At 68.6% G+C, this 25,364-nt stretch carries 24 protein-coding genes and 1 riboswitch; of the genes, 13 read left to right on the forward strand and 11 right to left on the reverse strand.

Annotated elements, in window-relative coordinates:
- The first annotated feature begins 99 nt into the window (after positions 1-99).
- The 9 genes from ribH (at position 100) to FM069_RS19450 (ending at position 5,899) form a co-directional block, all read left to right on the forward strand.
- Positions 100-576, forward strand: coding sequence for a 6,7-dimethyl-8-ribityllumazine synthase (ribH, locus tag FM069_RS19410; RefSeq protein WP_143490069.1), 477 nt, complete (start codon positions 100-102; stop codon positions 574-576).
- 14 nt (positions 577-590) lie between these two features.
- On the forward strand, positions 591-1,061 hold the full coding sequence (gene nusB / locus FM069_RS19415; RefSeq protein WP_143490103.1) for a transcription antitermination factor NusB: 471 nt from the start codon (positions 591-593) through the stop codon (positions 1,059-1,061).
- Positions 1,062-1,083: 22 nt separating this feature from the next.
- Positions 1,084-2,052, forward strand: coding sequence for a thiamine-phosphate kinase (gene thiL / locus FM069_RS19420; protein WP_143490070.1), 969 nt, complete (start codon positions 1,084-1,086; stop codon positions 2,050-2,052).
- Positions 2,045-2,560, forward strand: a complete 516-nt coding sequence (locus FM069_RS19425; protein WP_143490071.1) for a phosphatidylglycerophosphatase A family protein — start codon at positions 2,045-2,047, stop codon at positions 2,558-2,560. Before thiL ends, FM069_RS19425 begins: the two co-directional genes overlap by 8 nt.
- A gap of 11 nt (positions 2,561-2,571) precedes the next feature.
- Complete coding sequence (locus FM069_RS19430) at positions 2,572-3,324, forward strand: substrate-binding periplasmic protein (protein WP_143490072.1); 753 nt, start codon at positions 2,572-2,574, stop codon at positions 3,322-3,324.
- The gene (locus FM069_RS19435) at positions 3,311-3,979 is read left to right on the forward strand and encodes a retropepsin-like aspartic protease family protein (RefSeq protein ID WP_143490073.1); all 669 of its coding nucleotides are present in this window, start codon (positions 3,311-3,313) and stop codon (positions 3,977-3,979) included. Before FM069_RS19430 ends, FM069_RS19435 begins: the two co-directional genes overlap by 14 nt.
- Before the next feature lie 83 nt (positions 3,980-4,062).
- Positions 4,063-4,680, forward strand: a complete 618-nt coding sequence (gene ribA / locus FM069_RS19440; protein WP_143490074.1) for a GTP cyclohydrolase II — start codon at positions 4,063-4,065, stop codon at positions 4,678-4,680.
- On the forward strand, positions 4,677-5,096 hold the full coding sequence (locus FM069_RS19445; RefSeq protein ID WP_143490075.1) for an MFS transporter: 420 nt from the start codon (positions 4,677-4,679) through the stop codon (positions 5,094-5,096). Before ribA ends, FM069_RS19445 begins: the two co-directional genes overlap by 4 nt.
- A complete protein-coding gene (locus FM069_RS19450) occupies positions 5,096-5,899 on the forward strand; it encodes a cobalamin-binding protein (protein ID WP_143490076.1) in 804 nt (267 codons plus the stop codon). The genes FM069_RS19445 and FM069_RS19450 overlap by 1 nt, the downstream gene beginning before the upstream one ends.
- A 60-nt stretch (positions 5,900-5,959) precedes the next feature.
- On the opposite strand, the gene FM069_RS19455 is transcribed toward FM069_RS19450, so the two are convergent.
- From FM069_RS19455 to FM069_RS19475, 5 genes are all read right to left on the reverse strand, one after another.
- Positions 5,960-7,837: a TonB-dependent receptor domain-containing protein gene (locus FM069_RS19455; RefSeq protein ID WP_143490077.1), complete on the reverse strand. Its 1,878-nt coding sequence runs from the start codon at positions 7,835-7,837 to the stop codon at positions 5,960-5,962.
- 97 nt (positions 7,838-7,934) lie between these two features.
- A riboswitch (cobalamin riboswitch) is annotated at positions 7,935-8,154 on the reverse strand.
- Positions 8,155-8,226: 72 nt separating this feature from the next.
- Positions 8,227-10,122 (reverse strand): 1-deoxy-D-xylulose-5-phosphate synthase, encoded by a 1,896-nt coding sequence (gene dxs, locus FM069_RS19460; RefSeq protein WP_143490078.1) that lies wholly within the window; start codon positions 10,120-10,122, stop codon positions 8,227-8,229.
- Positions 10,123-10,286: 164 nt separating this feature from the next.
- A complete protein-coding gene (locus tag FM069_RS19465; protein ID WP_143490079.1) occupies positions 10,287-11,174 on the reverse strand; it encodes a polyprenyl synthetase family protein in 888 nt (295 codons plus the stop codon).
- On the reverse strand, positions 11,171-11,413 hold the full coding sequence (locus FM069_RS19470; RefSeq protein WP_143490080.1) for an exodeoxyribonuclease VII small subunit: 243 nt from the start codon (positions 11,411-11,413) through the stop codon (positions 11,171-11,173). Before FM069_RS19470 ends, FM069_RS19465 begins: the two co-directional genes overlap by 4 nt.
- Positions 11,414-11,494: 81 nt before the next feature.
- A complete protein-coding gene (locus FM069_RS19475) occupies positions 11,495-12,439 on the reverse strand; it encodes a LysR family transcriptional regulator (protein ID WP_143490081.1) in 945 nt (314 codons plus the stop codon).
- Between the two features lie 130 nt (positions 12,440-12,569).
- Here FM069_RS19475 and FM069_RS19480 point away from each other — a divergent pair, with 130 nt between their 5' ends.
- Positions 12,570-13,559 carry an MBL fold metallo-hydrolase gene (locus FM069_RS19480; protein ID WP_143490082.1) on the forward strand — a complete coding sequence of 330 codons (990 nt, stop codon included), beginning with the start codon at positions 12,570-12,572 and terminating at the stop codon, positions 13,557-13,559.
- A gap of 568 nt (positions 13,560-14,127) precedes the next feature.
- Here the strand turns inward: FM069_RS19480 and FM069_RS21725 are convergent.
- The 6 genes from FM069_RS21725 to exaC all read right to left on the reverse strand — a co-directional run bounded on the left by FM069_RS21725 (position 14,128) and on the right by exaC (position 20,675).
- A complete protein-coding gene (locus tag FM069_RS21725) occupies positions 14,128-14,673 on the reverse strand; it encodes a hypothetical protein (protein WP_218570317.1) in 546 nt (181 codons plus the stop codon).
- A 1,066-nt stretch (positions 14,674-15,739) separates the two neighbouring features.
- Positions 15,740-16,267 carry an inorganic diphosphatase gene (gene ppa, locus FM069_RS19490; protein ID WP_143490084.1) on the reverse strand — a complete coding sequence of 176 codons (528 nt, stop codon included), beginning with the start codon at positions 16,265-16,267 and terminating at the stop codon, positions 15,740-15,742.
- A gap of 108 nt (positions 16,268-16,375) precedes the next feature.
- Positions 16,376-17,203, reverse strand: coding sequence for a M90 family metallopeptidase (locus FM069_RS19495; protein WP_143490085.1), 828 nt, complete (start codon positions 17,201-17,203; stop codon positions 16,376-16,378).
- Positions 17,204-17,206: 3 nt separating this feature from the next.
- Entirely contained in the window at positions 17,207-17,857 is a 651-nt protein-coding gene (locus FM069_RS19500) for a DedA family protein (RefSeq protein WP_143490086.1), read from the reverse strand.
- Positions 17,858-18,046: 189 nt separating this feature from the next.
- The gene (gene adhP, locus FM069_RS19505; protein ID WP_143490087.1) at positions 18,047-19,075 is read right to left on the reverse strand and encodes an alcohol dehydrogenase AdhP; all 1,029 of its coding nucleotides are present in this window, start codon (positions 19,073-19,075) and stop codon (positions 18,047-18,049) included.
- A gap of 79 nt (positions 19,076-19,154) precedes the next feature.
- Positions 19,155-20,675 carry an acetaldehyde dehydrogenase ExaC gene (exaC, locus tag FM069_RS19510; RefSeq protein WP_143490088.1) on the reverse strand — a complete coding sequence of 507 codons (1,521 nt, stop codon included), beginning with the start codon at positions 20,673-20,675 and terminating at the stop codon, positions 19,155-19,157.
- A gap of 385 nt (positions 20,676-21,060) precedes the next feature.
- On the opposite strand from exaC, the gene FM069_RS19515 reads away from it, so the two are divergent.
- The 3 genes from FM069_RS19515 to mpl all read left to right on the forward strand — a co-directional run bounded on the left by FM069_RS19515 (position 21,061) and on the right by mpl (position 25,359).
- Positions 21,061-22,968: a sigma-54-dependent Fis family transcriptional regulator gene (locus FM069_RS19515; protein WP_143490089.1), complete on the forward strand. Its 1,908-nt coding sequence runs from the start codon at positions 21,061-21,063 to the stop codon at positions 22,966-22,968.
- A gap of 150 nt (positions 22,969-23,118) precedes the next feature.
- Complete coding sequence (locus tag FM069_RS19520; protein WP_218570318.1) at positions 23,119-23,478, forward strand: glucosaminidase domain-containing protein; 360 nt, start codon at positions 23,119-23,121, stop codon at positions 23,476-23,478.
- Positions 23,479-24,006: 528 nt separating this feature from the next.
- Complete coding sequence (gene mpl / locus FM069_RS19525; protein WP_143490090.1) at positions 24,007-25,359, forward strand: UDP-N-acetylmuramate:L-alanyl-gamma-D-glutamyl-meso-diaminopimelate ligase; 1,353 nt, start codon at positions 24,007-24,009, stop codon at positions 25,357-25,359.
- Positions 25,360-25,364 lie beyond the last annotated feature (5 nt).

A 25,364-nucleotide genomic window follows, 5' to 3' on the forward strand; every position in this document is an offset into this window, starting at 1 on the left:
CCCTGCCCGTCGGACCGGCCCCTTAGCCGGCCCGGCGGCGTCCATTATGTTCAGTGCGGCGCGCGTCGCACTGGCTCTTTAATTCGAACGAGATCGTCCATGACCCTGAAGACCATCGAAGGTAACTTCATCGCCCCCCAAGGCCGCTTCGCCCTGGTGGTCGGCCGCTTCAACAGCTTCGTCGTCGAAAGCCTGGTGAGCGGCGCCGTCGATGCCCTCGTGCGCCACGGCGTGAGCGAGAGCGACATCACCGTGATCCGCGCCCCCGGTGCCTTCGAGATTCCCCTGGTGACCCAGAAGGTGGCCCAGCGCGGCGAATATGCGGCGATCATCGCCCTCGGCGCGGTCATCCGCGGCGGCACCCCCCACTTCGAGTACGTCGCCGGCGAGTGCACCAAGGGCCTGGCCCAGGTGTCCATGGAGTTCGGTGTCCCGGTGGCGTTCGGCGTGCTGACGGTCGATTCCATCGAGCAGGCCATCGAGCGTTCCGGCACCAAGGCCGGCAACAAAGGCGCCGAGGCCGCGCTTTCCGCCCTTGAAATGGTCAGCCTGCTGGCGGCCTTGGAGGCCAAGTGAGCTTCAACAGCGACATCGACCACCCCGAAGAGCCGGCGGCCAAGCCCAAGGGCAAGACCGCCGCGCGCCGCGCCGCCCGCAGCCTGGCGATGCAGGCCTTGTACCAGTGGCAGCTGGCCGGGCATTCGCTCAACGAGATCGAAGCGCAGTTCCGCGTCGACAACGATTTCTCCGCTGTCGACGGGGCCTACTTCCGCGAGATCCTCCACGGCGTGGCGACCCAGAAGACCGAGCTGGACGCCGAGCTGACCCCGTGCCTGGACCGTCCCCTGGACGAGCTGGACCCGGTGGAACTGGCGATCCTGCGGTTGTCCACCTTCGAGCTGCGCAACCGCCTCGACGTCCCCTACCGGGTGGCGATCAACGAAGGCATCGAGCTGGCCAAGGTGTTCGGCGCCACCGACGGGCACAAGTTCGTCAACGGCGTGCTGGACAAGCTGGCGCCGCGCCTGCGGGCCGCCGAAGTCAGCGCCGGCCGGCGCTGAGCGCATCCTCGGGCCGGCGGAGATGAACGAGTTCGAGCTGATCCGTCGCTACTTCGCCGTGTCGCCCTGCGCCGGGCGCGCGCCTGGCGTGGCCCTGGGCATCGGCGACGACTGCGCGCTGCTGGCGCCGGCCGCCGGCGAACAGCTGGCGGTCTCCACCGACACCCTGGTGGAAGGCGTGCATTTCCCCGCGGACTGCGACCCGTTCCAGCTCGGCCAGCGTGCCCTGGCGGTGGCCGCCAGTGACCTGGCGGCCATGGGCGCGACGCCCCTCGGCTTCACCCTCGCCCTGACCCTCACGCAGGCCCTGCCGGCCTGGCTGGAGGCCTTCGCCCGCGGTCTCGACCGGATGGCCCGGGCCTGCGCGCTGGCCCTGGTGGGCGGCGACACCACCCGTGGCCCCCTGAGCCTGACCCTCAGCGTGTTCGGCCGGCTGCCCGCCGGGCAGGCGTTGCGTCGCGACGGCGCGCAGGCCGGCGACCTGCTGTGCGTCGGCGGCAGCCTCGGCGACGCCGCCGGTGCATTGCCCCTGGTGCTGGACCAGCGCCAGGCGCCACCGGAGCTGGCCGACCCGCTGCTGGCGCGCTACTGGGCGCCGCAGCCGCAGCTGGCCCTCGGCCAGGCGCTGCGCGGCCGGGCCAGCGCTGCCCTGGACGTGTCCGACGGCTTGCTGGCGGATTGCGGCCACCTGGCCCGCGCTTCGGGCGTGGCGCTGTACGTGGAGCGGGAGCGGCTGCCGCTGTCCGCGCCGCTGCTGGATTTGCTGGGCCGCGAGGCGGCCCTGGCGTGCGCCCTGGCCGGCGGCGACGATTACCGGCTAGCCTTCACCCTGCCCGCGGAGCACTGGCCGGCCCTGCAGGCCGCCTTCCCGGAGGCCCGGGTGATCGGCCGCGCGGCGGCCGGCGAGGGCGTGCACCTGCTGGACGCCGATGGCCGCGAACGTCAGCCCCTGGCCCTGGGCTACCAACATTTCGGACCTTCCCGTGACTGACCACCCCAACCAAGTCTCCGCCGAAAACGTGCCGCCCTCGGTGTGGCGCAATCCCTGGCACTTCCTCGCCTTCGGCTTCGGCTCCGGCACCCTGCCCAAGGCCCCGGGCACCTGGGGCTCCCTGGTGGCGCTGCCCTTCGTGCCGCTCTGGCAGTGGCTGCCGGACTGGGGCTACTGGCTGGCCCTGGCGCTGACCATGCTGTTCGGCTTCTGGCTGTGCGGCAAGGTGGCCGAAGACCTGGGGGTCCACGACCACGAGGGCATCGTCTGGGACGAGATGGTGGGCATGTGGATCACCCTCTGGCTGGTGCCGGAAGGCTGGGGCTGGCTGCTGGTCGGCTTCCTGGTCTTCCGGGTGATGGATATCCTCAAGCCCTGGCCGATCCACTGGATCGACCGCCACGTGCGGGGCGGCGTCGGCATCATGCTGGACGACGTGCTGGCCGGGGTGTTCGCCTGGCTGGCGATGCAGGGCCTGGTCTGGCTCAAGCCGCTGGTCCTGCCCTAGGAGAGACGCCCATGCGCGCCTGGCTGCTGCTGTCTCTGCTGCTCTGGCTACCGGCCCTGCCGGCGGCCGAGGCGCCCGTGAAGGCGGTGCGCCTGGTGAGCGGCGATTGGCCCGGCTTCACCAACCGCGACGGCAGCGGCCTGGTCTGGGACATCATGCGCCTGGTGTTCGAGCCGGCCGGGGTCACCCTCAGCTACCGCACCGAACCGTACACCCGGGGCGTCGGCCTGGTGCAGCGGGGCGAGGCCGATGCCTGGCTCGGCTCCTACGCCGACGAAGGCTTCGATGGCGTGGTCTACGGCCAGCTCACCTATGGCATCGACCGCATCGCCGCGCTGAGCCTCGCCCGCCAGGTGGTGCCCGAATTGAAGGCCATCGGCCGCTACCGCCTGGCCTGGGTCCGCGGCTACGGCTACCAGCGCCACCTGCCGGGCGTGACGTCCTTCCGCGAGGTGGAGCGGCGCAGCGGCATCCTGGAAATGCTCGACCGCGACCGCGCGGACTTCTACATCGATGCCCTGCCGGACGTGGAGGGCGTGCTGGCCCAGAGCCCCGAGCCGCAGCGCTACCGAGTCACCGAGCTGACCGGCATTCCCCTCTACCCCGGCTTCGCCGACACCGAGCACGGCCGTCGACTGGCCGCGTTCTATGATCGTCGCATCGCCGCGCTGATGGCCGACGGCAGCCTGCGCCAGCTCTACCAGCGCTGGCAGCAACCCTATCTGATCGATTCGTACCGGGAGTCCACCGATGCGTCCCAGTGAGCGTTTCCTCGCCTGCCTCTGCCTGTTGCTCGGCCTCGCCGGCACGGCCCAGGCCCAGCCGACCTCGGTACAGGTGGTCGGGCTGTTCCCCAACGCCGCGGTGGTGCTGGTGGATGGCCAGCGCAAGCTGGTCAAGGTGGGCCAGACCGGCCCCGGCGGGGTGCAGGTGGTGAGCGCCGACAACCACGGCGCGGTGCTGCGGGTGGACGGCAGCGAACGCCGCTACGAGCTGACCCGGGAGTACAACGCCGTCACCTCCGGCCTGGGCGGGTCGTCCAGCCGCGCCCAGGCCAGCATCGCCAAGGGCGCCGGCGGCCACTTCTGGGTGGCCGGCTCGATCCAGGGCCAGGGCGTGCAGTTCCTGGTGGATACCGGCGCCAGCGCCGTGGCGATGAACGAAGGCCAGGCCCGGCGCCTGGGCATCGACTACCGGGTGAGCGGCCAGCCGATGCGGGTCAGCACCGCCAGTGGCACCGCCGGTGCCTGGCGGATCACCCTGAACAGCGTCAAGGTGGGCGCCATCGAGGTGCTTGGGGTGGAGGCCGTGGTGATCCAGGGCGACGCCCCTACCGAAGTGTTGCTGGGCATGAGCTTCCTCAACCGCGTGCGCTGGCGCGAAGACCAGGGCGTGCTGCTGCTGGAATCCAAGACCTGAGCGCCCGACCCCGTCCCATTCAACCCGCGGAGCGCGCCGGCCAGCCTGTCGCCACGCCCTCCGCCCTGCCAGGAGTACCCGCGGTGCCCGTCGTGTACGTCGCCACCTCTCAACTGCCCACCCCCTTCGGCGTGTTCGCCATGCACGGTTTCCTCGACGAGGAGACCGGCAAGGAGCACGTGGCGCTGACCCTCGGCCAGGTGGACGACGGCCAGCCGGTACTGGGCCGGGTCCACTCGGAATGCCTGACCGGCGACGCGCTGTTCAGCCTGCGCTGCGACTGTGGCTTCCAGCTGGAGGCCGCGCTGCGGGCCATCGCCGAGGACGGGCGCGGCGTGCTGCTCTACCTGCGCCAGGAAGGGCGCGGCATCGGCCTGATGAACAAGATCCGCGCCTACGCCCTGCAGGACGCCGGCGCCGATACCGTGGAAGCCAACGAGCGCCTGGGCTTCAGCGCCGACCTGCGGGACTACGCCATCTGCCTGCCGATGCTGCAGCACCTGGGTATCGCCTCAATCCGCCTGATGACCAACAACCCGCGCAAGGTCAACGCCCTGGAAGGCTTCGGCATCCGCGTGGCGGAGCGCCGGCCGCTGCAGTTCGGCCTCAACCCCCACAACAGCAAGTACCTGGCGACCAAGGCCGGCAAGCTCGGCCACATGCTTGGCCAGCAGCACCAGAACGAGGCCGATCCGGAGTGACTCGCGGCCAGGTCCGGCAGCGGCTCGCCCTGGAATGGTGGCGGCAGCTGGGGTTCACCCTGGCGCCGCTGTTCGTCTTCAACCTGCTGTTCGGCGCCGCGCCCACCCACCTGACGGTGCTGCAGCTGCCGCTGTTCGCCGCCGGCGGTGCCTCGATCTTCCTCAGCCTGCCGCTGTTCTCCGCCTACAAGCGGGCCTTGTTCGACACCCAGCGTGCCCTGGACAGCGAGGCCGAGCCGGCGGCCTGGATCGAGCTGGCCCGGCGCCGGCGCATCGCCTTCCTGGCCGCCAGCCTGCCAGCCTGGATCGGCGCCGCGGCGGCGTTCACCGGGCTGCACGCGGCGGCCCTGGTGCTGCTGGCCCTGAGCAGCGTGATGCTCCTGTGCCTCTACCGCATCCCGCGCCAGCTGGGCTGATGGCCCGTCTGCTGGCGGGGTTGCTGGCGGCGTGGCTGGCGACCACGGCCATGGCCGCGCCGCCCCGGGTGGTGAGCCTGGCGCCCTCGCTCTCGGAGATCATGCTGGACCTGGACGCAGGCGACCTGCTGGTGGGCGTGCTGGACGGCGGCGAGCGCCCGGCGGCGCTGCGGGGCGTGCCCTCCGTGGGGCGTTACGGCCAAGTGGAGGCGGAGCGCCTGCTGGCGTTGCGCCCCGACCTGGTCCTGCTCTGGCCCGGCAGTGTGCCGCCGGCGCAACGCGAGCAACTGCAACGCTTCGGCATTCCCACCTACGTGGTCGAACCCCACAGCCTGGACGAGCTGGCCCGGCAATTCGCCGAGATCGGCACGCGCATCGGCCAGCCCGCGCGTGGCCAGGCGCGCGCCGCGCAGTTCGCCGCGGGGCTCGCCGAGCTGCGTCGCCGCTACCGGCGCGAGACGCCACTGACGGTGTTCTACCAGGTCTGGAACGCGCCCCTGTATACCGTTGGCGGTGGCCAGATCATCAGCGATGCGCTGCGCACCTGCGGCGCGCGCAACGTTTTCGACGACCTGCGGTTGCCGGCGCCCCAGGTCAGCCTGGAGGCGGTGCTGGCCCGCGACCCCCAGGTGGTGATCGCCGGCAGCCATGCCGAGCTGGACCTGTGGAAGGATTGGCCCCAGGCCCGTGCGGTGCGCAACGGGCATCTGCTGACGGTGCCGGACAAGGGCCTGGAGCGGCCCAGCTTCCAGATGCTGGAGGCGACCCGGCGCCTGTGCGAGCAGTTGGCGCCGATCCGCTGAGGGTTTCGCCGGGCGGCACGGGAAGGCCGGCGCGAACGGGGCGTCGCGCCGGGGTCGGCGTCAGATCGACGGTGTCCAGGTCACGCCCAGGGTGGCGCTGCGGCCTTCCTGGCGGTAGCCGTAGGCGTCGCCCTCGTAGCTGTACAGGGCGCGGGTGTAGTCGCGGTCCAGCAGGTTGTCGAGGCGCAGGTCCAGCTTCACCTCGGTGGTCGCCTGCCAGGCGCCGCGCAGGCCCAGCAGGCCATAGCCGCCGATGCGCTGGCGGTTGTCCGGGTCGTTGAAGCTGCTGCTCACCGCCTGCCAGGTGCCGCCTACGGACAGTGCGCCGAAGCGCCGGTCCAGGTCCAGGCTGAGGGTGCGCCGCGCGCGGCGGTTGAGGGTGTGCCCGGTGTCGCGGTCGCGCGGGTCGACGAAGGCCACGCCCAGGGCGCTCTGCCAGCCGAACAGCTCCTGCTGCAGCGAGGCCTCCGCGCCGTGGATGCGCGCCTCGGCGATGTTCTGCGGCACGAAGCGCGAATCGCTGGCGATGGCGTCCTCGATGTCGGTGCGGTACAGCGAGGCCTCCAGGCGGGTGCGCTCGGCCAGTTGGCTACGCCATTGCACCTCGTAGCTCTTGGAGTGCTCGGGCTTCAGGTCCGGGTTGCTGTAGCCGGGGTAGTAGAGGTCGTTGAAGGTGGGCGCGCGGAAGCCCTCGGCGTAGGAGAAGACCAAGTCGTTGGCGTCGTTGAGCGGCACGGTCAGCGCGCCGCTCCAGGTGTTCTCGCTGCCGAACTGCTCGTTGCGGTCGTGGCGCAGGCCCAGCTCGGTGGAGAAGCCGTCGCCGCGGTAGCGGTGCTGCACGAAGGCTGCCTCGTTCCAGCGCGAGGTCTCGTCGTAGACGGTGCTGCTGTTGAGCCGGTCCTCGTAGAGGTCGGCGCCCAGCAGCAGGCTCTGGCGGTCGTCCAGGGTCACGGTGTTGAGCCAGTTCAGGGCGTCGCGGTAGGTGTTGAATACGTCCGTGCCCGGGTGCAGCTTGTCCCGGCTGCGCTCGCGGTTCTCGCTGTGCCCGGCTTCCAGGCGGCTGTTCCAGCGCTCGGCCAGTTGCGCATCCAGGTAGGCAGACATGTTGCTCAGGTGGAAGTCGCTGTAGGGCTGCTGGCCTTCCACGGCATAGGTGACCGGGTCGAAGTAGCCGAACGGGTTGTCGTACTCGCTGCGACCGCTCTGGTCCAGCACGTTGACCCCGGCTTCCAGGTTCTCGCCGAAACTGTGGCTCAGGGCCAGGCTGAAGGCCTTGTTGCGATAGGCATCGTGGTCCTCGTCGCTGGCGAAGGACTCGCGGGTGCGGTCGATGCCGTGGGTGTCGTCGAGGCTGCCGCTGAGGCTGAAGCGGGTCGCGCCATCGCCGCCGGACAGCCCGGCGCTGCGCTGCCAGGTGTCGCGGCTGCCGTAGGCCAGGCGCGCCCACGGGGCGAGGCCCTGGGCGTCGCCGCGGCGGGTGAAGATCTGGATCACCCCGCCGATGGCGTCGGCGCCGTAGATCGCCGAGCGGCTGCCACGCAATACCTCGACCCGCTCGATCTGGTCGACGTTGAGGAACTGCAGGTTGCTGTCCCCGGAGCTGGCCGAGGCGATTCGCATGCCGTCCACCAGCACCAGGGTCTGGGCCGACTTGGTGCCGCGCAGGTAGACGCTGGTCTGGCTACCGAGGCCGCCGTTCTGCACGGTCTGCACGCCGGGCACCCGGTCCAGCAGGTCGCTCACCGAGCGCGGTTGCAGGCGCTCGATGTCGGCGCGGGTGAACACCGTGCTGGCCGCCGGGCTGTCGGCGCGGGGCTGGGCCTCGCGGTTGGCGCTGATCAGGGTGTCGGAGAGCTTCAGGGCATCGTCCTGGGCGGCGCCGGCGAACGGGACGGCGGGTAGCAGGGCGATCGCGAGGGCGAGTCGGGACAGTTTCATCGGGATGGAATCCTCAAAAGGGCGAGACTTTTGAGAAGGGCAGGCAAGCGCGGGCCCCGGGGCCGGACGCTTGACGGTGATGCCCTCCGCAACACCAGTCGGAATCCGCCAGGCCGGTCTCCGGGCTCTCGATCGTCGGAAGGCTCCGTCGCGCCGCCCGGCCTTCCCGGGCGGACCCAGTGGCATGAGGGGCGGCGCGCAGCCGAGGCTGCGCTCGATCACCGTTGCGGGGGCAGCGCCGGGTTTGCTCCGAAGAGCGCACCGGCTTCCCGTTTAACGCCGTCCGGCGGGACGGCGCACCATGGCGGAAAGTGAAACGCCGGCACCTTATGCGCGGGCGCGGCGCGATGCAAGCGCGCCCGGCGGACGGCCGGGCGGGGGCAGGAGGATCAGCCGGGCAGGCGTGCCAGGCGGGCGCGCACCGAGGCTTCCAGGCCGGCAGCGTCGAGGCCGCACTCGGCGAGCATCTGCGCCGGCTTGGCGTGCTCCACGTAGCAGTCCGGCAGGCCCAGGTTGAGGACCGGCACCTGGCGGTTCTCGCCGGCGAGGAATTCGTTGACCGCCGAGCCGGCGCCGCCCATCACGGCGTTCTCCTCGATGGTCACCAGCAGGTCGTGGCCCTCGGCCAGGTCCCGCAGCAGGGCCTCGTCCAGGGGTTTGACGAAGCGCATGTCCACCACCGTGGCGTCCAGCGCCTCGCCCACCTTGAGCGCCTCGCCCAGCAGCACGCCGAATACCAGCAGCGCGATTCGCCGGCCTTCCCGACGGACCCGGGCCTTGCCGATCTCCAGGCCTTCGAGGCTGGCGTCTAGGGGGAAGTCCGGGCCGTTGCCGCGGGGGTAGCGCACCGCCGCCGGGCCGGGGTAGTGGAAGCCGGTGCTGAGCAGGCGGCGCATCTCGTTGCCGTCGCTCGGGGTCATGACCAGCATGCCGGGGATGCAGCGCAGGTAGGACAGGTCGAAGCTGCCAGCATGGGTCGGGCCGTCCTCGCCCACCAGCCCGGCGCGGTCGATGGCGAACAGCACGTCGAGGTTCTGCACCGCCACGTCGTGGATCAGCTGGTCGTAGGCGCGCTGGAGGAAGGTGGAGTAGATCGCCACCACCGGCTTGGCGCCGTCGCAGGCAAGGCCTGCCGCCAGGGTCACCGCGTGCTGCTCGGCGATGGCCACGTCGAAGTAACGCTCCGGGAAGCGCTCGCTGAACTCCACCAGGTCGGAGCCTTCCTTCATCGCCGGGGTGATGCCCACCAACTGCGGCGCCTGCTCGGCCATGTCGCACAGCCACTGGCCGAATACGCTGGAGTATTTCGGGCCGACCGCCTTCTTCGGCGCCGCCGGGGCGTTCAAGGGTTCCAGCTTGGTGATGGCGTGGTAGCCGATGGGGTCGGCCTCGGCCGGGGCGAAGCCCTTGCCCTTCTTGGTCACCACGTGGAGGAACTGCGGGCCCTCCAGGTCGCGCATGTTGCGCAGGGTGGTGATCAGGGTCGGCAGGTCATGGCCGTCGATGGGGCCGATGTAGTTCCAGCCCAGTTCCTCGAACAGCGTGCCGGGCACCAGCATGCCCTTGGCGTGTTCCTCGGTCTTGCGGGCGATCTCCCAGGCGCCGGGCAGGCGCGAGAGGATCTTCTTGCTGCCCTCGCGCATGCTGGCGTAGGTGCGGCTGGAGAGGATCTTCGCCAGGTAGTTGGACAGCCCGCCGACGTTGTGGGAGATGGACATGTCGTTGTCGTTGAGCACCACCAGCATGTTGGCGCGCACGTCCGAGGCGTGGTTCAGCGCCTCGAAGGCCATGCCGGCGGTCAGCGCGCCGTCGCCGATCACCGCCACCGCCTTGCGTGCGCTGCCCTGCAGGCGGGCGGCGATGGCCATGCCCAGGGCGGCGCTGATGGAGGTGCTGGAGTGGCCGACGCCGAAGGTGTCGTATTCGCTCTCGCTGCGCCGGGGGAAGGCGGCGATGCCGTCCTTCTGGCGCAGGGTGTCCATGCGCTCGCGGCGGCCGGTGAGGATCTTGTGCGGGTAAGCCTGGTGGCCGACGTCCCAGACCAGGCGGTCCTCGGGCGTGTCGAAGACGTAGTGCAGGGCGATGGTCAGTTCCACCACCCCCAGACCGGCGCCGAAATGCCCGCCGGTGCGACCCACCGTGTAGAGCAGGTACTCGCGCAGCTCGTCGGCCAGGGTTTCCAGTTCCGCCTCGCCCAGCAGCCGCAGCGCGTCCGGGGTCGCGGCGCGGTCCAGCAGGGGCGTCAGGGGGCGCTCGCGGGGGATCTCTTGGAACGTCGTGGGCATCAGGCGAATCGTTATAGGTGCGGAAAGGGCGGCAGTTTACCCGATCAGGCGCCGATGCTTGAAGTTGTCTGCGGATCGCCGCCCGTTCCAGCCAGGGCCCGCGCCCGCGGCGTTCGCGGCCCGGGCCAGGCCTGCCGATGACCGGCGTGGGCGACGGGCGGCGCTCAGTGCCGCCGTTCGACGATGTAGCGGGCGAGGGCGCCCAGCGCTTCGGCGTCCGGCCCGAAGCGGCCGAGGGCGTCCAGGGCCTGGTCGCGCAGTTCCAGGGCGTAGCCCTTGGCGCGGGCCAGCCCGAGCAGGGCAGGGTAGGTGGGTTTGTCCCGGGCGATATCGGCGCCCTGGCGCTTGCCCAGGGTGACGGTGTCGCTTTCCACGTCGAGGATGTCGTCCTGCACCTGGAACGCCAGGCCCACCGCCCGGGCGTAGCGCTGCAGGTCGGCCAGGCCGGCCTCGTCGGCACGGCCGCTGGCCAGGGCGCCAAGGCACACGCTGGCCTCGATCAGGGCGCCGGTCTTGTGCCGGTGCATGACTTCCAGGGCCGCCTGATCCAGCTTCAGGCCGATGGAGCCCAGGTCGATGGCCTGGCCACCGACCATGCCGGCGGGGCCGGCGGCGCGGGCTAACTGGCCCACCATGCGCAGGCGGGTGTCGGCGTCCCGGGGGTTGCGCACGGGGTCGGCGAGCACCTCGAAGGCCAGGCTCTGTAGGCCGTCGCCGGCGAGGATCGCACACGCCTCGTCGAATGCCTTGTGGGTGGTGGGCTGGCCACGGCGCAGGTCGTCGTCGTCCATCGCCGGCAGGTCGTCGTGGACCAGGGAGTAGGCGTGGATCAGCTCCACCGCGCAGGCCGCGCCGTCGGCCTGGCCGGCGTCACCGCCCAGGGCTTCGCAGGCGGCGTAGGCCAGCAGCGGGCGCACCCGCTTGCCGCCATTGGTGACGCTGTAGCGCATCGCCTGGTAGAGGCGATGCAGTTCCGCTCGGGGTGGGGTGAACAGCTCGGCCAGGGCCGCATCGACGCGCTGCTGGCAGCGCGCCTGGTAGGCCGCGATCATGCCTCGCCATCCGCCTCGAACGGCGCTTCCTGCAGCTCGCCGTCGCGCTCCAGCAGGATCTGCACCTTCTGCTCAGCCTGGGTCAACGCGGCCTGGCATTCGCGGGTCAGGCGCACGCCCTGCTCGAAGGCGGTGAGGGAGTCCTCCAGCGACAGCTCGCCGCTTTCCAGGCGTTCCACCAGTTGCTGCAGGTCGGCGAGGGATTGTTCGAAATCGAGGGCGGCTTTCTTGCGTGCCATGGCGGTCTCAGGCGGGTTCACAACCGGCGGGACACTAGCAGAGGCGCGCCTTGCGGGCAATCGGCGGGGGCGCCGAATGGCTCAGGCATGGGCCTCCGGCGGCGCGCCGGGGGTGGCGTCGTCGGCCGCGAAATGCAGACGCTCCACCAGGAAATCGACGAACGCCCGCACCTTGGGAGAGCGGCCATGGCCCTGGGGGAACACGGCATTGAAGGCGGGGCGCGGGCCGTCCCAGTCCGGCAGCACCCGGCGCACCCGCCCTTGCTCGACGAAAGAGCGCAGGTTGATGCCCATGGTGAGCAGGATGCCCTGGCCGGTGAGCAGCGGGTCGTACAGCGCTTCCGGGTCGCTGGCCACCAGGGTCGGGGCGATCGGGTAGTCCTGCCACTGGCCGTCCCGGCACAGCGCCCAGGCGTAGCCGTCGTGGCGCCGGGCCAGGGGCAGCGCCAGGGTGCGGTGCTCCCGCAGTTCGTGCGGGTCGCGAGGTTCTCCGTAGCGCTGCAGGTAGGCCTCGCTGGCATACAGGTGCATGGCGAACGTCGCCAGGCGCCGCGCCACCAGGCTGGAGTCCGCCAGGGGACCCAGGCGCAGGGCGATGTCCAGGCGCCGATCCAACAGGTCCAGCCGTTCGTGGCCCAGCAGCAGCTCCACCCGGACCTCCGGGTAGCGCTCGCTGAACGGCCCCAGCAGCGGCGCGATCCAGCGCACCCCGAAGGAGTGGGGCGCCGCCACCCGCAGCCAGCCCCGCGGGCCGCCGAGCACCTGTTCGATCTCCGCCTGCCCCTCCGCCAGGGCCTCGGCGGCGCGTAGGCCGTGCTCGTAGTACAGGCTGCCCGCCTCGGTGAGGGCGATGCGCCGTGTGGAACGGTGCAGCAGGCGTGTGCCCAGGCGCTTCTCCAGCTCCTGGACCTTGCGGCTGACGGTGGTCTTGGGCATCCCCAGCAGCTGGGCGGCGGCGGTGAAGCCACCGGCCTGCACCACCCGGACGAAGACCAGGGTGTCGTTCATATCCAGCGATGGATTCATGGATTGTCCCGTGAGTGGTCCGGTATTTCCCGGAGCAGCCTACTAAACCGGTGAGGGAATCGGGTCCATGCTGTCCACTGTCCCGACGAAGAAACGATTCTTCGCCATTCACCCCTGATAGGAGATCCCCATGACCCTTCCCCCCTTCCTGCGCCAGGCTCTGGCCGGCGCGCTGCTCGCCGGGCTTGGCCTGTCCGTCCTGGCGCCCGCCGCGGTGCAGGCCGCGGCACCCCAGGTGCGTACCCAGGCACCGGGCTTCTACCGGATGATGCTGGGCGACTTCGAGATCACCGCGCTGTCCGACGGCACCGTGCCGCAGCACATGGACCGCGAGCTGAAGGACGCCGCCCCCGGCCAGGTGGAAGCCCTGCTGGCCCGCGCCCACCAGACGTTGCCGGTGGAAACCTCCATCAACGCTTTCCTGATCAACACCGGCAAGCAGTTGCTGCTGGTGGACACCGGCGCCGGCCGCGCCTTCGGCCCCCAGGTCGCCAACCGCCTGGTGGGCAATCTCCGGGCCGCCGGCTACCGGCCCGAGCAGATCGACGCGGTGCTGCTGACCCACGTCCATTCCGACCACTCCGGTGGCCTGGTGGTGGACGGCCAGCCGGTGTTCCCCAAGGCCCGGGTCTACCTCGACCAGCGGGAGCTGGACTACTGGTCCAGTGACGAGGCCCGGGCCCAGGCGCCGGAGCAGAAGAAACCCTGGTTCGCCGCCGGCCGCGCATCCCTGGCGCCCTACGCCCAGGACGGGCGCCTGCGCCCCTTCAACGCGCCGCAGACCCTGTTCGCCGGCGTCAGCGTCATCCCTGCACCCGGCCACACCCCGGGGCACAGCTTTTACGTCGTGGAGAGTCAGGGGCAGAAACTGGTGTTCTGGGGCGACCTGGTGCACGCCGAGGCGGTGCAGTTCCCGGTGCCCACCATCACCATCTCCTACGACAGCGACCAGGGCACCGCCGCCCACCACCGCCTGGCCGCCTTCGCTGACGCCAGCCGCGAGGGCTATTGGGTCGCCGCGCCCCACATCAGCTTCCCCGGCCTCGGCCACGTCGTCCCCGACGGCGACGCTTACCGCTGGCTGCCGGCGCCGTACAGCCTGGGCGTGGAGAAGCGCTAGGGCGAAGGGAGCAAGGCGGGCCCGCCTTGAGGCAGGTGCGCTCTTTCGACGCAACCACTGGAAAGTAGTGATGCGCCCCGGGGGTACGCTTCGCTGGCGGCGCACTGATGGCGCGCAGGGAGGTTATTGGTAGGCCGTTAGGTTCTGTACGAAAAGTCGTCGAGCGAAGGTCAGGCAAGGTAAAAACAGGCGAAGAAGCGGAGTTTACGTGCTGTAAATGAGCATTCTGAACCTGTTTTTTTTCGCAGCATCACCGAGCGCAGACACTTTTCGTACAGAACCTAGTAAATCCCCTTGCAGCATTGCCAATGGAATTGGTTGTCAACTCGAGGCGGCACTGCCGAACTGCAGCCGGAGAGATTTACTGCGCGGTGAGAGAGGAACTTGAAACTCGTCTTGCCGCGGTTCAAGCGAAGAAAGTGGTTTTGCACGCTGTGTGAAGCGTTCACCCGCCAAAACAGTGCTCAAGTGCCTGCCGAGGGTAGTGCAACGATTTAGGGCTCAGATGAATCGTCTGTCCTGTTCGAGGATAATGAGTTGCCCGGAAAAGTATTCCGGGTTGTACGGTTTATCGGCAGTGCTTGTCGATAAACGATCCGTTGTACTCATCCTCTATCGCCATGAAGCCGATTTCTGCGAAGTAGAATTTTCTGAATCCGGTGTAACCACCGTATGAGTTCTTCGCATTGATGAGCCCGCAGTACTGCTTCGTGCCGGGAGCGTCTTCTTTGTCACCGACCTTCACTGATCTATAGCGTGCACCGAGGCCGTCCTTGAGGTAAAGGTCCGCCTGCTTGGCCAGGGTAGCCAAGTCCTCGGCCTCCGCTTGCCTCCAGACGGTTAGGCGTTTTGCCTTGTACTGCTCGAAAGCTGTTTTGTGTGGCGGGGAGGGCGAATTGTCTGGTGGTCTCAGGTCTTCGGGGGCGGGGCCACGCGTCCCACTTTTGCAGCTAGGGTGGTCTGGCTGTAGTGAGCAGAAATCCCCATGTGCAACGTCTTCTTTCCCGTCCCACTCGATAAGGTGTGCTGGGCAGGTCTGGGAGGGTCGATAGAAATTGCCATAACCCTTGGTGATCCAGAACTCCTGTGTTTCGAGGACGGGGAATCCATTCATATTCGCTGCGGTGTACTGGAAGCATGTCTTGAAACCGCAGACGTCTCGTCTTCCCGGCCCTCGCGATGTGCAGCCAGGTTCAGGCTTGGCTATGACGAGAGTTTTCAGCGAGTCAGGGCTAAAGAGATAGGACTCGAGCTGCGAAATGATCGAGGAGTGCAAGGAACCAATATCTGGTCTCGTGCCGAATCCATAGTAGCGCGCGGAGCGACTCGTACAGCCAGACAGGATGAGAGCGGTCAGTAGCAGAATAATGAAGCGCATCGCTTGCCCTTGATGAAAGAAACTATGCCTTGTCCCGTTCACTCTTGCTCATCCTGAAACCTGCTTTGCTCACGATACCGTTCTAAGGCGGCCTTCATCTCGCCACTCATGAAAACTCTCGTTTCTTAAGAAGATTGGAGTGATAGCAACTTCTTGTTGCCTGCGTTGGCATGGGTTGGCCCGAGCCTGCACGTCCCTTCAGGTAGAGCAATGCAAGAGGTAGCAGGGGGCGCCTGAAAGGCTCTGTTTATCCAGCAGTGAAGGATGCCATTGAATTCTCCGAATAATAAAAAAGCCGGCTTGTGGCCGGCTTTCAGGGGGTGGTTCCGGCTCGCTTCTGGTGAGCCGCAACCGCCTTCGGATGCGTTACGCGAGGACGAGCCTGCGCGAAGGGTGCAAACCGTAGCAGATCGGGCGCTTTTTCACTACCGCTAAATGCTCAGTGGGAGACGATCCAAAGATGGGGGCGATCGGTGAGCAAGTGGGTGGTGGCGCAATGATACTGCGGTTCCGCCTCGACCAGCCCTTGGGAAGGACCCCTATGCAATGTCCAACGTGTGAATACGAAGCGCCCGTCTCGGCATTCGGCGATCCGCTTCGCTGTCCGGAATGCGGCGCCTGGTACGAAAAGGCGGTGCAGTTGAAGGTGATTGAACCACAGCACCAACGGCATCAATGCGCACGGCAGCCTCGCTGAGCATCATCGACCCGCGCAGCTAGCCCATTTGGCTGCAGGCACGCTTCGCCCCCGCCCAAACGAAAAAGCCCGGACAGGTCCGGGCTTTTTTGGCGTCGTGAGCGCTTACGGCTTGTAGGCGGCGACGGCCTTGGTGATCTCGGCGCGGGCGGCGTCGGCGTTGCCCCATCCCTCGACCTTGACCCACTTGCCCTTCTCCAGGTCCTTGTAGTTCTCGAAGAAGTGCTTGATCTGCTCCAGCAGCAGGGCCGGCAGGTCGGTGTATTCCTTCACGTCGACGTAGAGCTGGCTGAGCTTGTCGTGGGGTACGGCGAGCAGCTTGGCGTCGCCGCCGGCTTCGTCGGTCATGTGCAGTACGCCGACGGGACGGGCACGGATCACCGAGCCGGGCGTCACCGGGTAAGGGGTCACTACCAGCACGTCCAGCGGGTCGCCGTCGTCGGCCAGGGTGTTGGGGATGTAGCCGTAGTTGGCCGGGTAGAACATGGGGGTGGCCATGAAGCGGTCGACGAACAGGCAGTCGCTGTCCTTGTCGATCTCGTACTTGATCGGCGCATGGTTGGCCGGGATCTCGATGGCGACGTAGATGTCGTTCGGCAGGTCCTTGCCGGCCGGGATCTTGCTGTAGCTCATGGGAAACGCTCCTGAAACGGGCCAAAAAAGTGGCCGGATTATAGGCGCATTCCGGCGGCCTTACTACGCTGGCCCGGCGCCCGGGAGACGAGGCGCGACCCCGGCCCTTCAGCGCGGGTGATGAGGGGCGTGGGTGCGGTAGTCGGGGTGCTCGCGCTGCAGCCGCTGCAAGCGGGCCAGCGGGTCCTGGCGGTAGAAGGCCCGCAATTGGGCATACACCGCCGGCCAGGTACGCGCCAGCAGGTCCGGGGCGCTGAAGAAGTATTCGCTGGTGACGGCGAAGAACTCGGCGGGGTTCTCGGCCGCATACGGGTCGATGGCGGTTTCCGCGTCGGGGTGGGCGTCCAGTTCGGCGTTGAGGCGGTCGTAGGCCTGCTGCATGGCCTCGGCCCAGTCCGACGGGCGCATGTCCCGGTGCAGCGGCGGCTGGCCGTTGGCGTCGCCGTTGAGCATGTCCAGCTTGTGGGCCAGCTCGTGGATCACCAGGTTGTAGCCTTCCCAGCCTCCGCTGGCCTGCACTCCGGGCCAGGACAGGATCACCGGCCCCTGCAGCCAGGCCTCGCCGCTGTGTTCGGCGTCCCATTCGTGGACCACGCCGCTGGCGTCGCGGTGGCGCTGGGGGCTGCGGAAATCGTCGGGGTAGAGCACCAGTTCGTGGAAGCCCTGGTACCAGTCCAGGTCCGCCAGGTGCAGCAGCGGCAACTGCGCCTGGGCCGCCAGCAGCAGCCGGGCCTCGCCATCCAGTTCCAGGCCACCCAGGGTGGTCAGGCGCTTGTCATGGAGGAACAGCACGCTGCGATCCCGCAGCCGCTGGTCTTCCTCGGCGTCCAGGCCGTCCAGCAGCGGCAGCGTCTCGCGCACCCGGGCCCACAGCGCCGGGTCCACCGGGTTGCGCGCGAGGATGCGCCGCTGGCGCCAGGCCCGGAGCGACCACATGGGCTAGCGCCCGTAGCTGTCGCCCGGACGCAGGCGGTGGCGCAGCAGGCCGATGGCCATGGGCAGCAGGGACAGGGCGATGATACCGATCACCAGCAGCGAGAGGTTCTGCTTGATGAAGGGCACGTTGCCGAAGAAGTAGCCGAGGGTCACCAGGCCGCCGACCCAGGCCACGGTGCCGATCACGCTGAAGAACACGAAACGCGGGTAGGACATCTTCGCCATGCCGGCGACGAAGGGGGCGAACGTGCGCAGGATCGGCAGGAAGCGCGCCAGGGTCACGGTCTTGCCGCCATGCAGCTCGTAGAAGTCATGGGTGCGCTGCAGGTAGTCGCGGCGGAACAGCTTGGAGTTCGGGTTGCTGAACAGCCGCTCGCCGAGGGTGCGGCCGATCAGGTAGTTGGTGCTGTCGCCGGAGATCGCGGCGACCATCAGCAGCCCCCCCAGCAGCAGCGGGTCCATGCCGCCCCCGGCGCAGATGGCGCCGGCGATGAACAGCAGCGAGTCGCCGGGCAGGAAGGGCGTCACCACCAGGCCGGTCTCGCAGAAGATCACCAGGAACAGGATCGCGTAGATCCACACGCCATAGTTGCTGACCAGCAGGTTCAGGTAGGTATCCAGGTGGAGGATGAGGTCGATCGGGTTGAAATCCATGGTGCGCCTGTGTCGAGCCAGCCGGCTGGGGAATGCGAAGGCGGGCATTATAGGGATAAGCGCCGGGCGTGGGCGGGCACTTTGTCGCACCTGGCGGCAGCGCCTGGCGCAGGCATGGCGCCGGAGTGTTGCCGGAGGTTTCCACAGGCGAAGCGGGCCGCCTGGGGCGGCCCGGCCGGGCGTTGCGCCTCAGCTCTCCATGTCGAGGACGATGCGGCCCTCGATCTGGCCCTTGTGCATGCGTTCGAACACCGCGTTGATGTTCTCCAGCTTTTCCGTGGCCACGGTGGCCTTCACCTTGCCTTCGCCGGCGAAATCCAGGGCTTCCTGCAGGTCCTGGCGGGTGCCGACGATGGAGCCGCGCACCGTGGTGCCGTTGAGCACCATGTCGAAGATCGACAGCGGGAACTCACCCGGCGGCAGGCCGTTGAGGGCGATGGTGCCGCCGCGCCGGGTCATGCCGATGGACTGCTCGAAGGCCTTGGGCGAGACCGCGGTGACCAGCGCGCCGTGGGCGCCGCCGATGGTTTCCTTGAGGTAGGCCGCCGGGTCCTGCTCCCGGGCATTCACCGTCACCTCGGCGCCCAGCCGCCGCGCCAGGTCCAGCTTGGCGTCGTCCACGTCCACCGCGGCGACGTTCAGGCCCATGGCCTTGGCGTACTGCACGGCCATGTGGCCGAGACCGCCGATGCCGGAGATGGCCACCCACTGGCCCGGCCGGGTGTCGGTCATCTTCAGGCCCTTGTAGACGGTGACGCCCGCGCAGAGCACCGGGGCGATCTCGATGAAGCTGACGTTGTCCGGCAGGCGCCCGACGTAGTTGGCGTCCGCCAGGGTGTATTCGGCGAAGCCGCCGTTCACCGAGTAGCCGGTGTTCTCCTGGGTCTCGCAGAGGGTTTCCCAGCCGCCCAGGCAATGCTCGCAGTGGCCGCAGGCGGAATACAGCCAGGGCACGCCGACCCGGTCGCCTTCCTTGATGTGCTTCACGCCGGCGCCGACCGCTACCACGTGGCCGACACCCTCGTGGCCGGGGATGAACGGCGGGTTCGGTTTCACCGGCCAGTCGCCTTCCGCGGCGTGCAGGTCGGTGTGGCAGACGCCGGACGCGGCCACCTTCACCAGCACCTGGCCCGGACCGGGCGTGGGCACTGGCACTTCGCGGATTTCCAGCGGCTTGCCAAAGGCGTGGACGACGGCGGCTTTCATGGTTTTCGGCATGGGGGAGTCCCTCCTCGTATGCGGACGAATGGAAAACACGCTCAGCGCGGAGCGGGGCGGCTGCCCCGCTCCGATTGGCTCAGAAGAAGCCCAGCGGGTTGATGTCGTAGCTCACCAGCAGGTTCTTGGTCTGCTGGTAGTGGTCGAGCATCATCTTGTGGGTCTCCCGGCCGACCCCGGATTTCTTGTAGCCGCCGAAGGCGGCGTGGGCTGGGTACAGGTGGTAGCAGTTGGTCCACACGCGACCGGCCTTGATGCCCCGGCCCATGCGGTAGGCGCGATTGATGTCGCGGGTCCAGAGACCGGCGCCGAGGCCGAACTCTGTGTCGTTGGCGATGGCCAGGGCCTCGGCTTCGTCCTTGAAGGTGGTGACGCTCACTACCGGGCCGAAGATTTCCTCCTGGAACACGCGCATCTTGTTGTGGCCCTTGAGCAGGGTCGGCTGGATGTAATAGCCGCTGGCCAGGTTGCCCTCGAGCTTCTCCACGCCGCCGCCCACCAGCACCTCGGCGCCTTCCTGCTGGGCGATGTCCAGGTAGGAAAGGATCTTGTCGAACTGCTGCTCGGAGGCCTGGGCGCCCACCATGGTGTCGGTGTCCAGCGGGTCGCCGCGCTTGATGGCCTGGACCTTCTTCATCACCTCGGCCATGAACGCCGGGTAGATCGATTCCTGCACCAGCGCCCGGGACGGGCAGGTGCACACTTCGCCCTGGTTGAAGAACGCCAGCACCAGGCCTTCGGCAGCCTTCTCGATGAAGCTCGGCTCGGCCTGCATGATGTCTTCGAAGTAGATGTTCGGCGACTTGCCGCCCAGCTCCACGGTGGACGGGATGATGTTCGCCGCCGCGCACTTGAGGATGTGGGCGCCCACCGGGGTGGAGCCGGTGAAGGCGATCTTGGCGATGCGGGTGCTGGTGGCCAGGGCTTCGCCGGCTTCTTTGCCGAAGCCCTGGACGACATTGAGCACGCCCGGCGGCAGCAGGTCGCCGATCAGCTCCATCAGCACGCTGATGCCCAGGGGCGTCTGCTCGGCGGGCTTGAGCACGATGCAGTTGCCGGCGGCCAGGGCCGGGGCCAGTTTCCAGGCGGCCATCAGCAGCGGGAAGTTCCACGGGATGATCTGGCCGACCACCCCCAGCGGCTCGTGGATGTGGTAGGCGACGGTGTTTTCGTTGATCTCCGCGGCGCCGCCTTCCTGGGCGCGGATGCAGCCGGCGAAGTAGCGGAAGTGATCGGCCGCCAGGGGGATGTCGGCGTTGAGGGTCTCGCGCACCGCCTTGCCGTTGTCCCAGGTTTCGGTCACCGCCAGCAGCTCGAGGTTCTGCTCGATGCGGTCGGCGATCTTCAGCAGGAGATTGGAACGGTCCTGGACCGAGGTGCGGCCCCAGGCGTCGGCGGCGGCATGGGCGGCGTCCAGGGCCTTCTCGATGTCTTCCGCGCCGGAGCGGGGGAATTCGGCGATGGGCTGGCCGTTCACCGGCGAGGTGGAGGTGAAGTACTCGCCTTTCACCGGCGGGACGAATTCGCCGCCGATGTAGTTGCCGTAGCGGGACTTGAAGGAAACGATGGCGCCTTCGCTGCCGGGTTGGGCGTAACGCATGGGGTCTCTCCTGGCTCTTGTGCTTGTGTGGAGGTGGCCCGGGCCGCATCGCCTGGCGCAGGGTGAAGGGAGGGCGGGCAGCGCCGCTCCGTTCGCGGCCCTGGCAGCGGTCCGGAAAGCCCGAAGCCTGGAGCAAGGGCCGGGCCAGAAACGGCCGAGGCCCGTGGCACGGGGATGTGCGTCGCCCAGGCGTGACGTTCAGGGGCGCGATTGTCGCGGTGCTGGTACGGCGAGGGTGACAAAACGTACCGCTGGCGTTACAGCCCGTGACCTGGGAGTCATCCAGGCGTTGCGCCCTCACCCTGCCTTGGAGGATGCTGGCCGGCACGACGGGTCGCCGCGAGGCGCGCAGGCGACCGCGCGGTGCTTCCGCCGGAGGACGACCATGACGCGCAACGACGAACGCCGCCACGCCCAGCAGGTGCTGACCGTGGCCCAGGGACGGACCGTGGGCACCGCCGTCGATCCTTCCATCGCCCGCTCCTGGCGGCGCTGCCTGGAGCAGTACCGACTGGACCCGGCGCTGCCCGTGGCGCCGGCGGTACTGGAGTCGGCGCGCATGCGCGAGCGCCGCGAGCCGCTGCGGGACATGCTGGAGATCGCCGGCGGCGAACTGCACAGTCTGCACCGCCAACTGGCCGGCCGCGACCATGCGGTGCTGCTCACCGATGCCCGCGGGGTGATCCTCGATTGCGTGACCCACGAGGCCGAGCGTCGCACCTTCGAACGGGCCGGGCTGTGGCTCGGCGCCGACTGGAGCGAGGCCTGCGAGGGCACCAACGGCATCGGCACCTGCCTGGCCGAGCGCCAGGTGCTGACCATCCACCAGGCGGAGCATTTCCGCAGTTGCCACACCGGGCTGACCTGCTCGGCGAGCCCGGTGTTCGACCCCCACGGCGACCTGCTGGCCGTGCTGGACGTCTCCTCGGCCCGCTCGCGGGTGTCGCGGCAGAGCCAGTTCCACACCCTGTCCCTGGTCAGCCTGTCGGCCCGGGCCATCGAGACCCGCTACTTCCTCCGTCGCTATGAGCACGACTGGCTGCTGCGCTTCCATCCGCAGCCGGACGGGCTCGGCCTGCTCAGCGAAGGGCTGCTGGCGTTCGACGGCGAGGGGCGGGTGCTGGCCCTCAACGCCGGTGCCCTGGCGCAACTGGGGTGCGAGCGCGAGACGGTGCTGGGGCGCCTGCTGGAGGACCTGTTCGACACGCGCCTGGACGACCTGCTGGGCCGCGCCACGCCGCAGCCGGCCAGCGTCTGGCCGCTGCACACGCGGAGCGGCCAGCGCCTCCACGCTCAGTTGCGCGGCCGGGCGCGCCCGGTGGCCGCCGCGCCCATTGCATCGGCGGCGCCGGTTCCGCCCCAGCCCCCGGCGCCCACCCTGTGCCTGGCGGACCCCGCGCTGCAGCGGGACTTCGTCCGCGCCGGGCGGGTCTACGAGCGTGACGTGCCGCTGCTGCTGCACGGCGAGACCGGCAGCGGCAAGGAAGCCTTCGCTCAGGCCCTGCACCGGGCTTCGTCCCGGGCGGGCCGCCCGTTCGTCGCCCTCAACTGCGCGGCGATCCCGGAGACCCTGATCGAGAGCGAGCTGTTCGGCTACCGCGGCGGCAGCTTCACCGGCGCGCGCAAGGACGGCATGCGCGGCAAGCTGCAGCAGGCCGACGGCGGCACCCTGTTCCTCGACGAGATCGGCGACATGCCCCTGGCGCTGCAGGCCCGCCTGCTGCGGGTGCTGGAAGAGCGCCAGGTGGTGCCCCTGGGCGGCGAGGCCCAGGCGGTGGACCTGCGGTTGATCAGCGCCACCCACCGCGACTTGGGCGAGCGGGTCGCCCAGGGCACCTTCCGCGAGGACCTCTACTACCGCCTCAACGGCCTGGTGATCGAACTGCCGCCCCTGCGCGCGCGCAGCGACCGCAGCGACCTGCTGGAGCAGTTGTTGCGCCAGGAGGCCCGCGGCGAGCCCATCCGCCTCACCGCCGATGCCCACGAAGCGCTCCACGGCTACCCCTGGCCGGGCAACATTCGCCAACTGCGCAACGTGCTGCGGACCCTGGCGGCCCTCTGCGAGGACGGCTGGATCCGCCTCGACGACCTTCCCGCCGACATCCGCCGCACCGAACCGGCACCCGCCACCCCGACGGCCGCGCCCCTGGACGTCGCCGAAGGCGCCGCCCTGCGCGCCGTGCTGGAAGCCCAGCGCTGGCACGTCACCGCCGCGGCGGAACAACTGGGCATCAGCCGCAACACCCTGTACCGCAAGCTGCGCAAGCACGGGATCAGCCGCTCCGAACCCTAGGTGCGAGCTGACGCAGCTAATACCAACGGTTAAATTCTTCGCTTTCGTTAAGGAGAATGGCCATGGCAGGCAAGTATTGCGGTAACGCGGAGGCTGTCCTGTTCATCAGGACGTACAGGGATGAGAGTTTGCGTATTGCTCGAAAGCTGGATGTTCCTGTCGAGTTCAGCGCAAGAGAGTCAGTACGGCTCAGGCCGCATAGCACGCGATTATCACAACTATTTCTCGATGCATGCCCCGGCGCTCCTGCAAGTCGGAGAAGGGGAGGCGAGGAACAACCCAAGCGTCAGATTGGCCAGATACAGTTCATTCGGGCAGGCGGCCGAGTCATTTGCCGCTAGATATGGTGCTTCGGTCAGAGGGGTAAAGGACGTCCATCAATTCGCGAATGCTCTTGTGAGAGCTGGCTTCAACAGTGGTGACGACATGAATGGCGGAAAGACGGGTTTCGCCAACTACCTGATCGGCATCATTGGAATGGTCAAGATCAGAATGGAGTGCGAGTCGTGACAAGGTTGAAAACGGCCGCTTGCTTCTTGCTGCTTACCGCTTGCACAACTGAGCCTGCTCTCGGACCGGTCGAGCCCCAAGGGCTGACGCGTGAGCAAGCTGCACAATGGCTTCGTCTGGCGCTTGAAGCGCAAGGCCAGGCGGTGCAGGGCCCTGGCTGTTTTATCGATAGTGATTTAGTGAACGATGCGGGGGAGCCGCCTCATCCAGGGTTCTACGATCTGAGCGTAGGGTGCGATTCAGAGGCGTCAGGGGCGACTCAATTCAGCGGGCTGTACGCTGTGGACAGGGCAAGTGGCGACATCTGGGAAATCAACCTTTGCGAACCGGTGCATGCGCCTATCTTGGAGCGGGCCCAGGTACGCCTGCGCCATGCTACGGGCTCGACACCGGAGCAGGCGGCGGAGCGGCTGAAGGGGTTGGGCTGCGAGAGCGACTGAGGCCCGGCCGCGCCTGGGTCGGCGGGGCCCGCTGTGCTAACCTGCGGCGATCTTCCGGGCCGCCTCGGGCCCGCCACAGAGGTTCTCCATGCATATCCACATCCTCGGCATCTGCGGCACCTTCATGGGCTCGCTGGCGGTGCTCGCCAAGGCGCTCGGCCATCGTGTCACCGGTTCCGACGCCAATGTCTACCCGCCCATGAGTACCCAGCTGCAGGCCCAAGGCATCGAGCTGATGCAGGGCTACGAGCCCGCCCATCTGGAGCCGGTGCCGGACCTGGTGGTGATCGGCAACGCGCTGTCCCGGGGCAACCCCGCGGTGGAGCACGTGCTGAACAAGGGGCTGCCGTACGTCTCGGGGCCGCAGTGGCTGGCGGACCACGTATTGCAGGGGCGCTGGGTGCTGGCGGTGGCGGGGACCCACGGCAAGACCACCACCAGCAGCATGCTGGCCTGGATTCTGGAGCATGCGGGCATGAGCCCGGGCTTCCTCATCGGCGGGGTACCGCAGAACTTCGGCATCTCCGCACGCTTGGGCGACACGCCGTTCTTCGTGGTGGAGGCCGACGAGTACGACAGCGCCTTCTTCGACAAGCGCTCGAAGTTCGTCCACTACCGGCCGCGCACGGCGATCCTCAACAACCTGGAGTTCGACCACGCGGACATCTTCCCCGACCTCGCGGCCATCGAGCGGCAGTTCCATCACCTGGTGCGCACCGTGCCGGGGGAGGGGCTGATCGTTCACCCGGCCGGCGACGAGGCGTTGCAGCGGGTGGTCCGCATGGGCTGCTGGACACCGGTGCAGACTACCGGCGCCGGCGGCCGCTGGCACGCGCGGCTGCTGGCGGAGGACGGCTCGCGCTTCGAGGTGGGCTTCGACGGCCAGCCCCAGGGCGTGGTGGAGTGGGCCCTGAGCGGCCAGCACAACGTCGCCAACGCCCTGGCCGCCCTGGCGGCGGCGCGCCACGTCGGCGTGGTGCCGGCCCAGGGGGTCGCCGCCCTCGGTGCGTTCCTCAGCGTGAAGCGGCGCATGGAGCGCTTCGCCGAGGTCAACGGGGTGACCCTCTACGACGATTTCGCCCACCACCCCACGGCCATCGCCACCACCCTGGACGGCCTACGCAAGCGCATCGGCGACGCCCCGCTGATCGCCATCATCGAGCCGCGCTCCAACTCCATGAAGCTGGGCGCCCACCGCGACGGCCTGCCGGAATCGGTGAAGCTGGCCGACCAGGTGTTCTGGTACGCGCCGCCGAACCTGGGCTGGGACCTGCACGCCACCTCCGCCCGCTGCAGCGTGCCGTCTCAGGTCTGCGACTCCCTGGAGGCCATCGTCGAGCAGGTGCGCGCCCAGGCCACCCCGGGCACCCAGGTGGTGATCATGAGCAATGGCGGGTTCGGCGGGCTGCACGGCCGCCTGGCCGCGGCCTTGGGCGGTTGACGAGG

The organism is Pseudomonas mangiferae (assembly GCF_007109405.1).
GTDB lineage: Bacteria > Pseudomonadota > Gammaproteobacteria > Pseudomonadales > Pseudomonadaceae > Pseudomonas_T > Pseudomonas_T mangiferae.

Coding starts and splice junctions, on each gene's coding strand:
- FM069_RS19455 (WP_143490077.1), bottom strand. CDS start 7,837: ATGAAACTGTCCCGACTCGCCCTCGCGATCGCCCTGCTACCCGCCGTC.
- FM069_RS19480 (WP_143490082.1), top strand. CDS start 12,570: ATGACCCTTCCCCCCTTCCTGCGCCAGGCTCTGGCCGGCGCGCTGCTC.
- mpl (WP_143490090.1), top strand. CDS start 24,007: ATGCATATCCACATCCTCGGCATCTGCGGCACCTTCATGGGCTCGCTG.
- FM069_RS19475 (WP_143490081.1), bottom strand. CDS start 12,439: ATGAATCCATCGCTGGATATGAACGACACCCTGGTCTTCGTCCGGGTG.
- ppa (WP_143490084.1), bottom strand. CDS start 16,267: ATGAGCTACAGCAAGATCCCGGCCGGCAAGGACCTGCCGAACGACATC.
- FM069_RS19450 (WP_143490076.1), top strand. CDS start 5,096: ATGGCCCGTCTGCTGGCGGGGTTGCTGGCGGCGTGGCTGGCGACCACG.
- thiL (WP_143490070.1), top strand. CDS start 1,084: ATGAACGAGTTCGAGCTGATCCGTCGCTACTTCGCCGTGTCGCCCTGC.
- dxs (WP_143490078.1), bottom strand. CDS start 10,122: ATGCCCACGACGTTCCAAGAGATCCCCCGCGAGCGCCCCCTGACGCCC.
- FM069_RS19515 (WP_143490089.1), top strand. CDS start 21,061: ATGACGCGCAACGACGAACGCCGCCACGCCCAGCAGGTGCTGACCGTG.
- FM069_RS19520 (WP_218570318.1), top strand. CDS start 23,119: ATGTTCCTGTCGAGTTCAGCGCAAGAGAGTCAGTACGGCTCAGGCCGC.
- exaC (WP_143490088.1), bottom strand. CDS start 20,675: ATGCGTTACGCCCAACCCGGCAGCGAAGGCGCCATCGTTTCCTTCAAG.
- FM069_RS19465 (WP_143490079.1), bottom strand. CDS start 11,174: ATGATCGCGGCCTACCAGGCGCGCTGCCAGCAGCGCGTCGATGCGGCC.
- FM069_RS19495 (WP_143490085.1), bottom strand. CDS start 17,203: ATGTGGTCGCTCCGGGCCTGGCGCCAGCGGCGCATCCTCGCGCGCAAC.
- FM069_RS19430 (WP_143490072.1), top strand. CDS start 2,572: ATGCGCGCCTGGCTGCTGCTGTCTCTGCTGCTCTGGCTACCGGCCCTG.
- ribH (WP_143490069.1), top strand. CDS start 100: ATGACCCTGAAGACCATCGAAGGTAACTTCATCGCCCCCCAAGGCCGC.
- FM069_RS21725 (WP_218570317.1), bottom strand. CDS start 14,673: ATGAATGGATTCCCCGTCCTCGAAACACAGGAGTTCTGGATCACCAAG.
- FM069_RS19470 (WP_143490080.1), bottom strand. CDS start 11,413: ATGGCACGCAAGAAAGCCGCCCTCGATTTCGAACAATCCCTCGCCGAC.
- FM069_RS19500 (WP_143490086.1), bottom strand. CDS start 17,857: ATGGATTTCAACCCGATCGACCTCATCCTCCACCTGGATACCTACCTG.
- FM069_RS19435 (WP_143490073.1), top strand. CDS start 3,311: ATGCGTCCCAGTGAGCGTTTCCTCGCCTGCCTCTGCCTGTTGCTCGGC.
- adhP (WP_143490087.1), bottom strand. CDS start 19,075: ATGCCGAAAACCATGAAAGCCGCCGTCGTCCACGCCTTTGGCAAGCCG.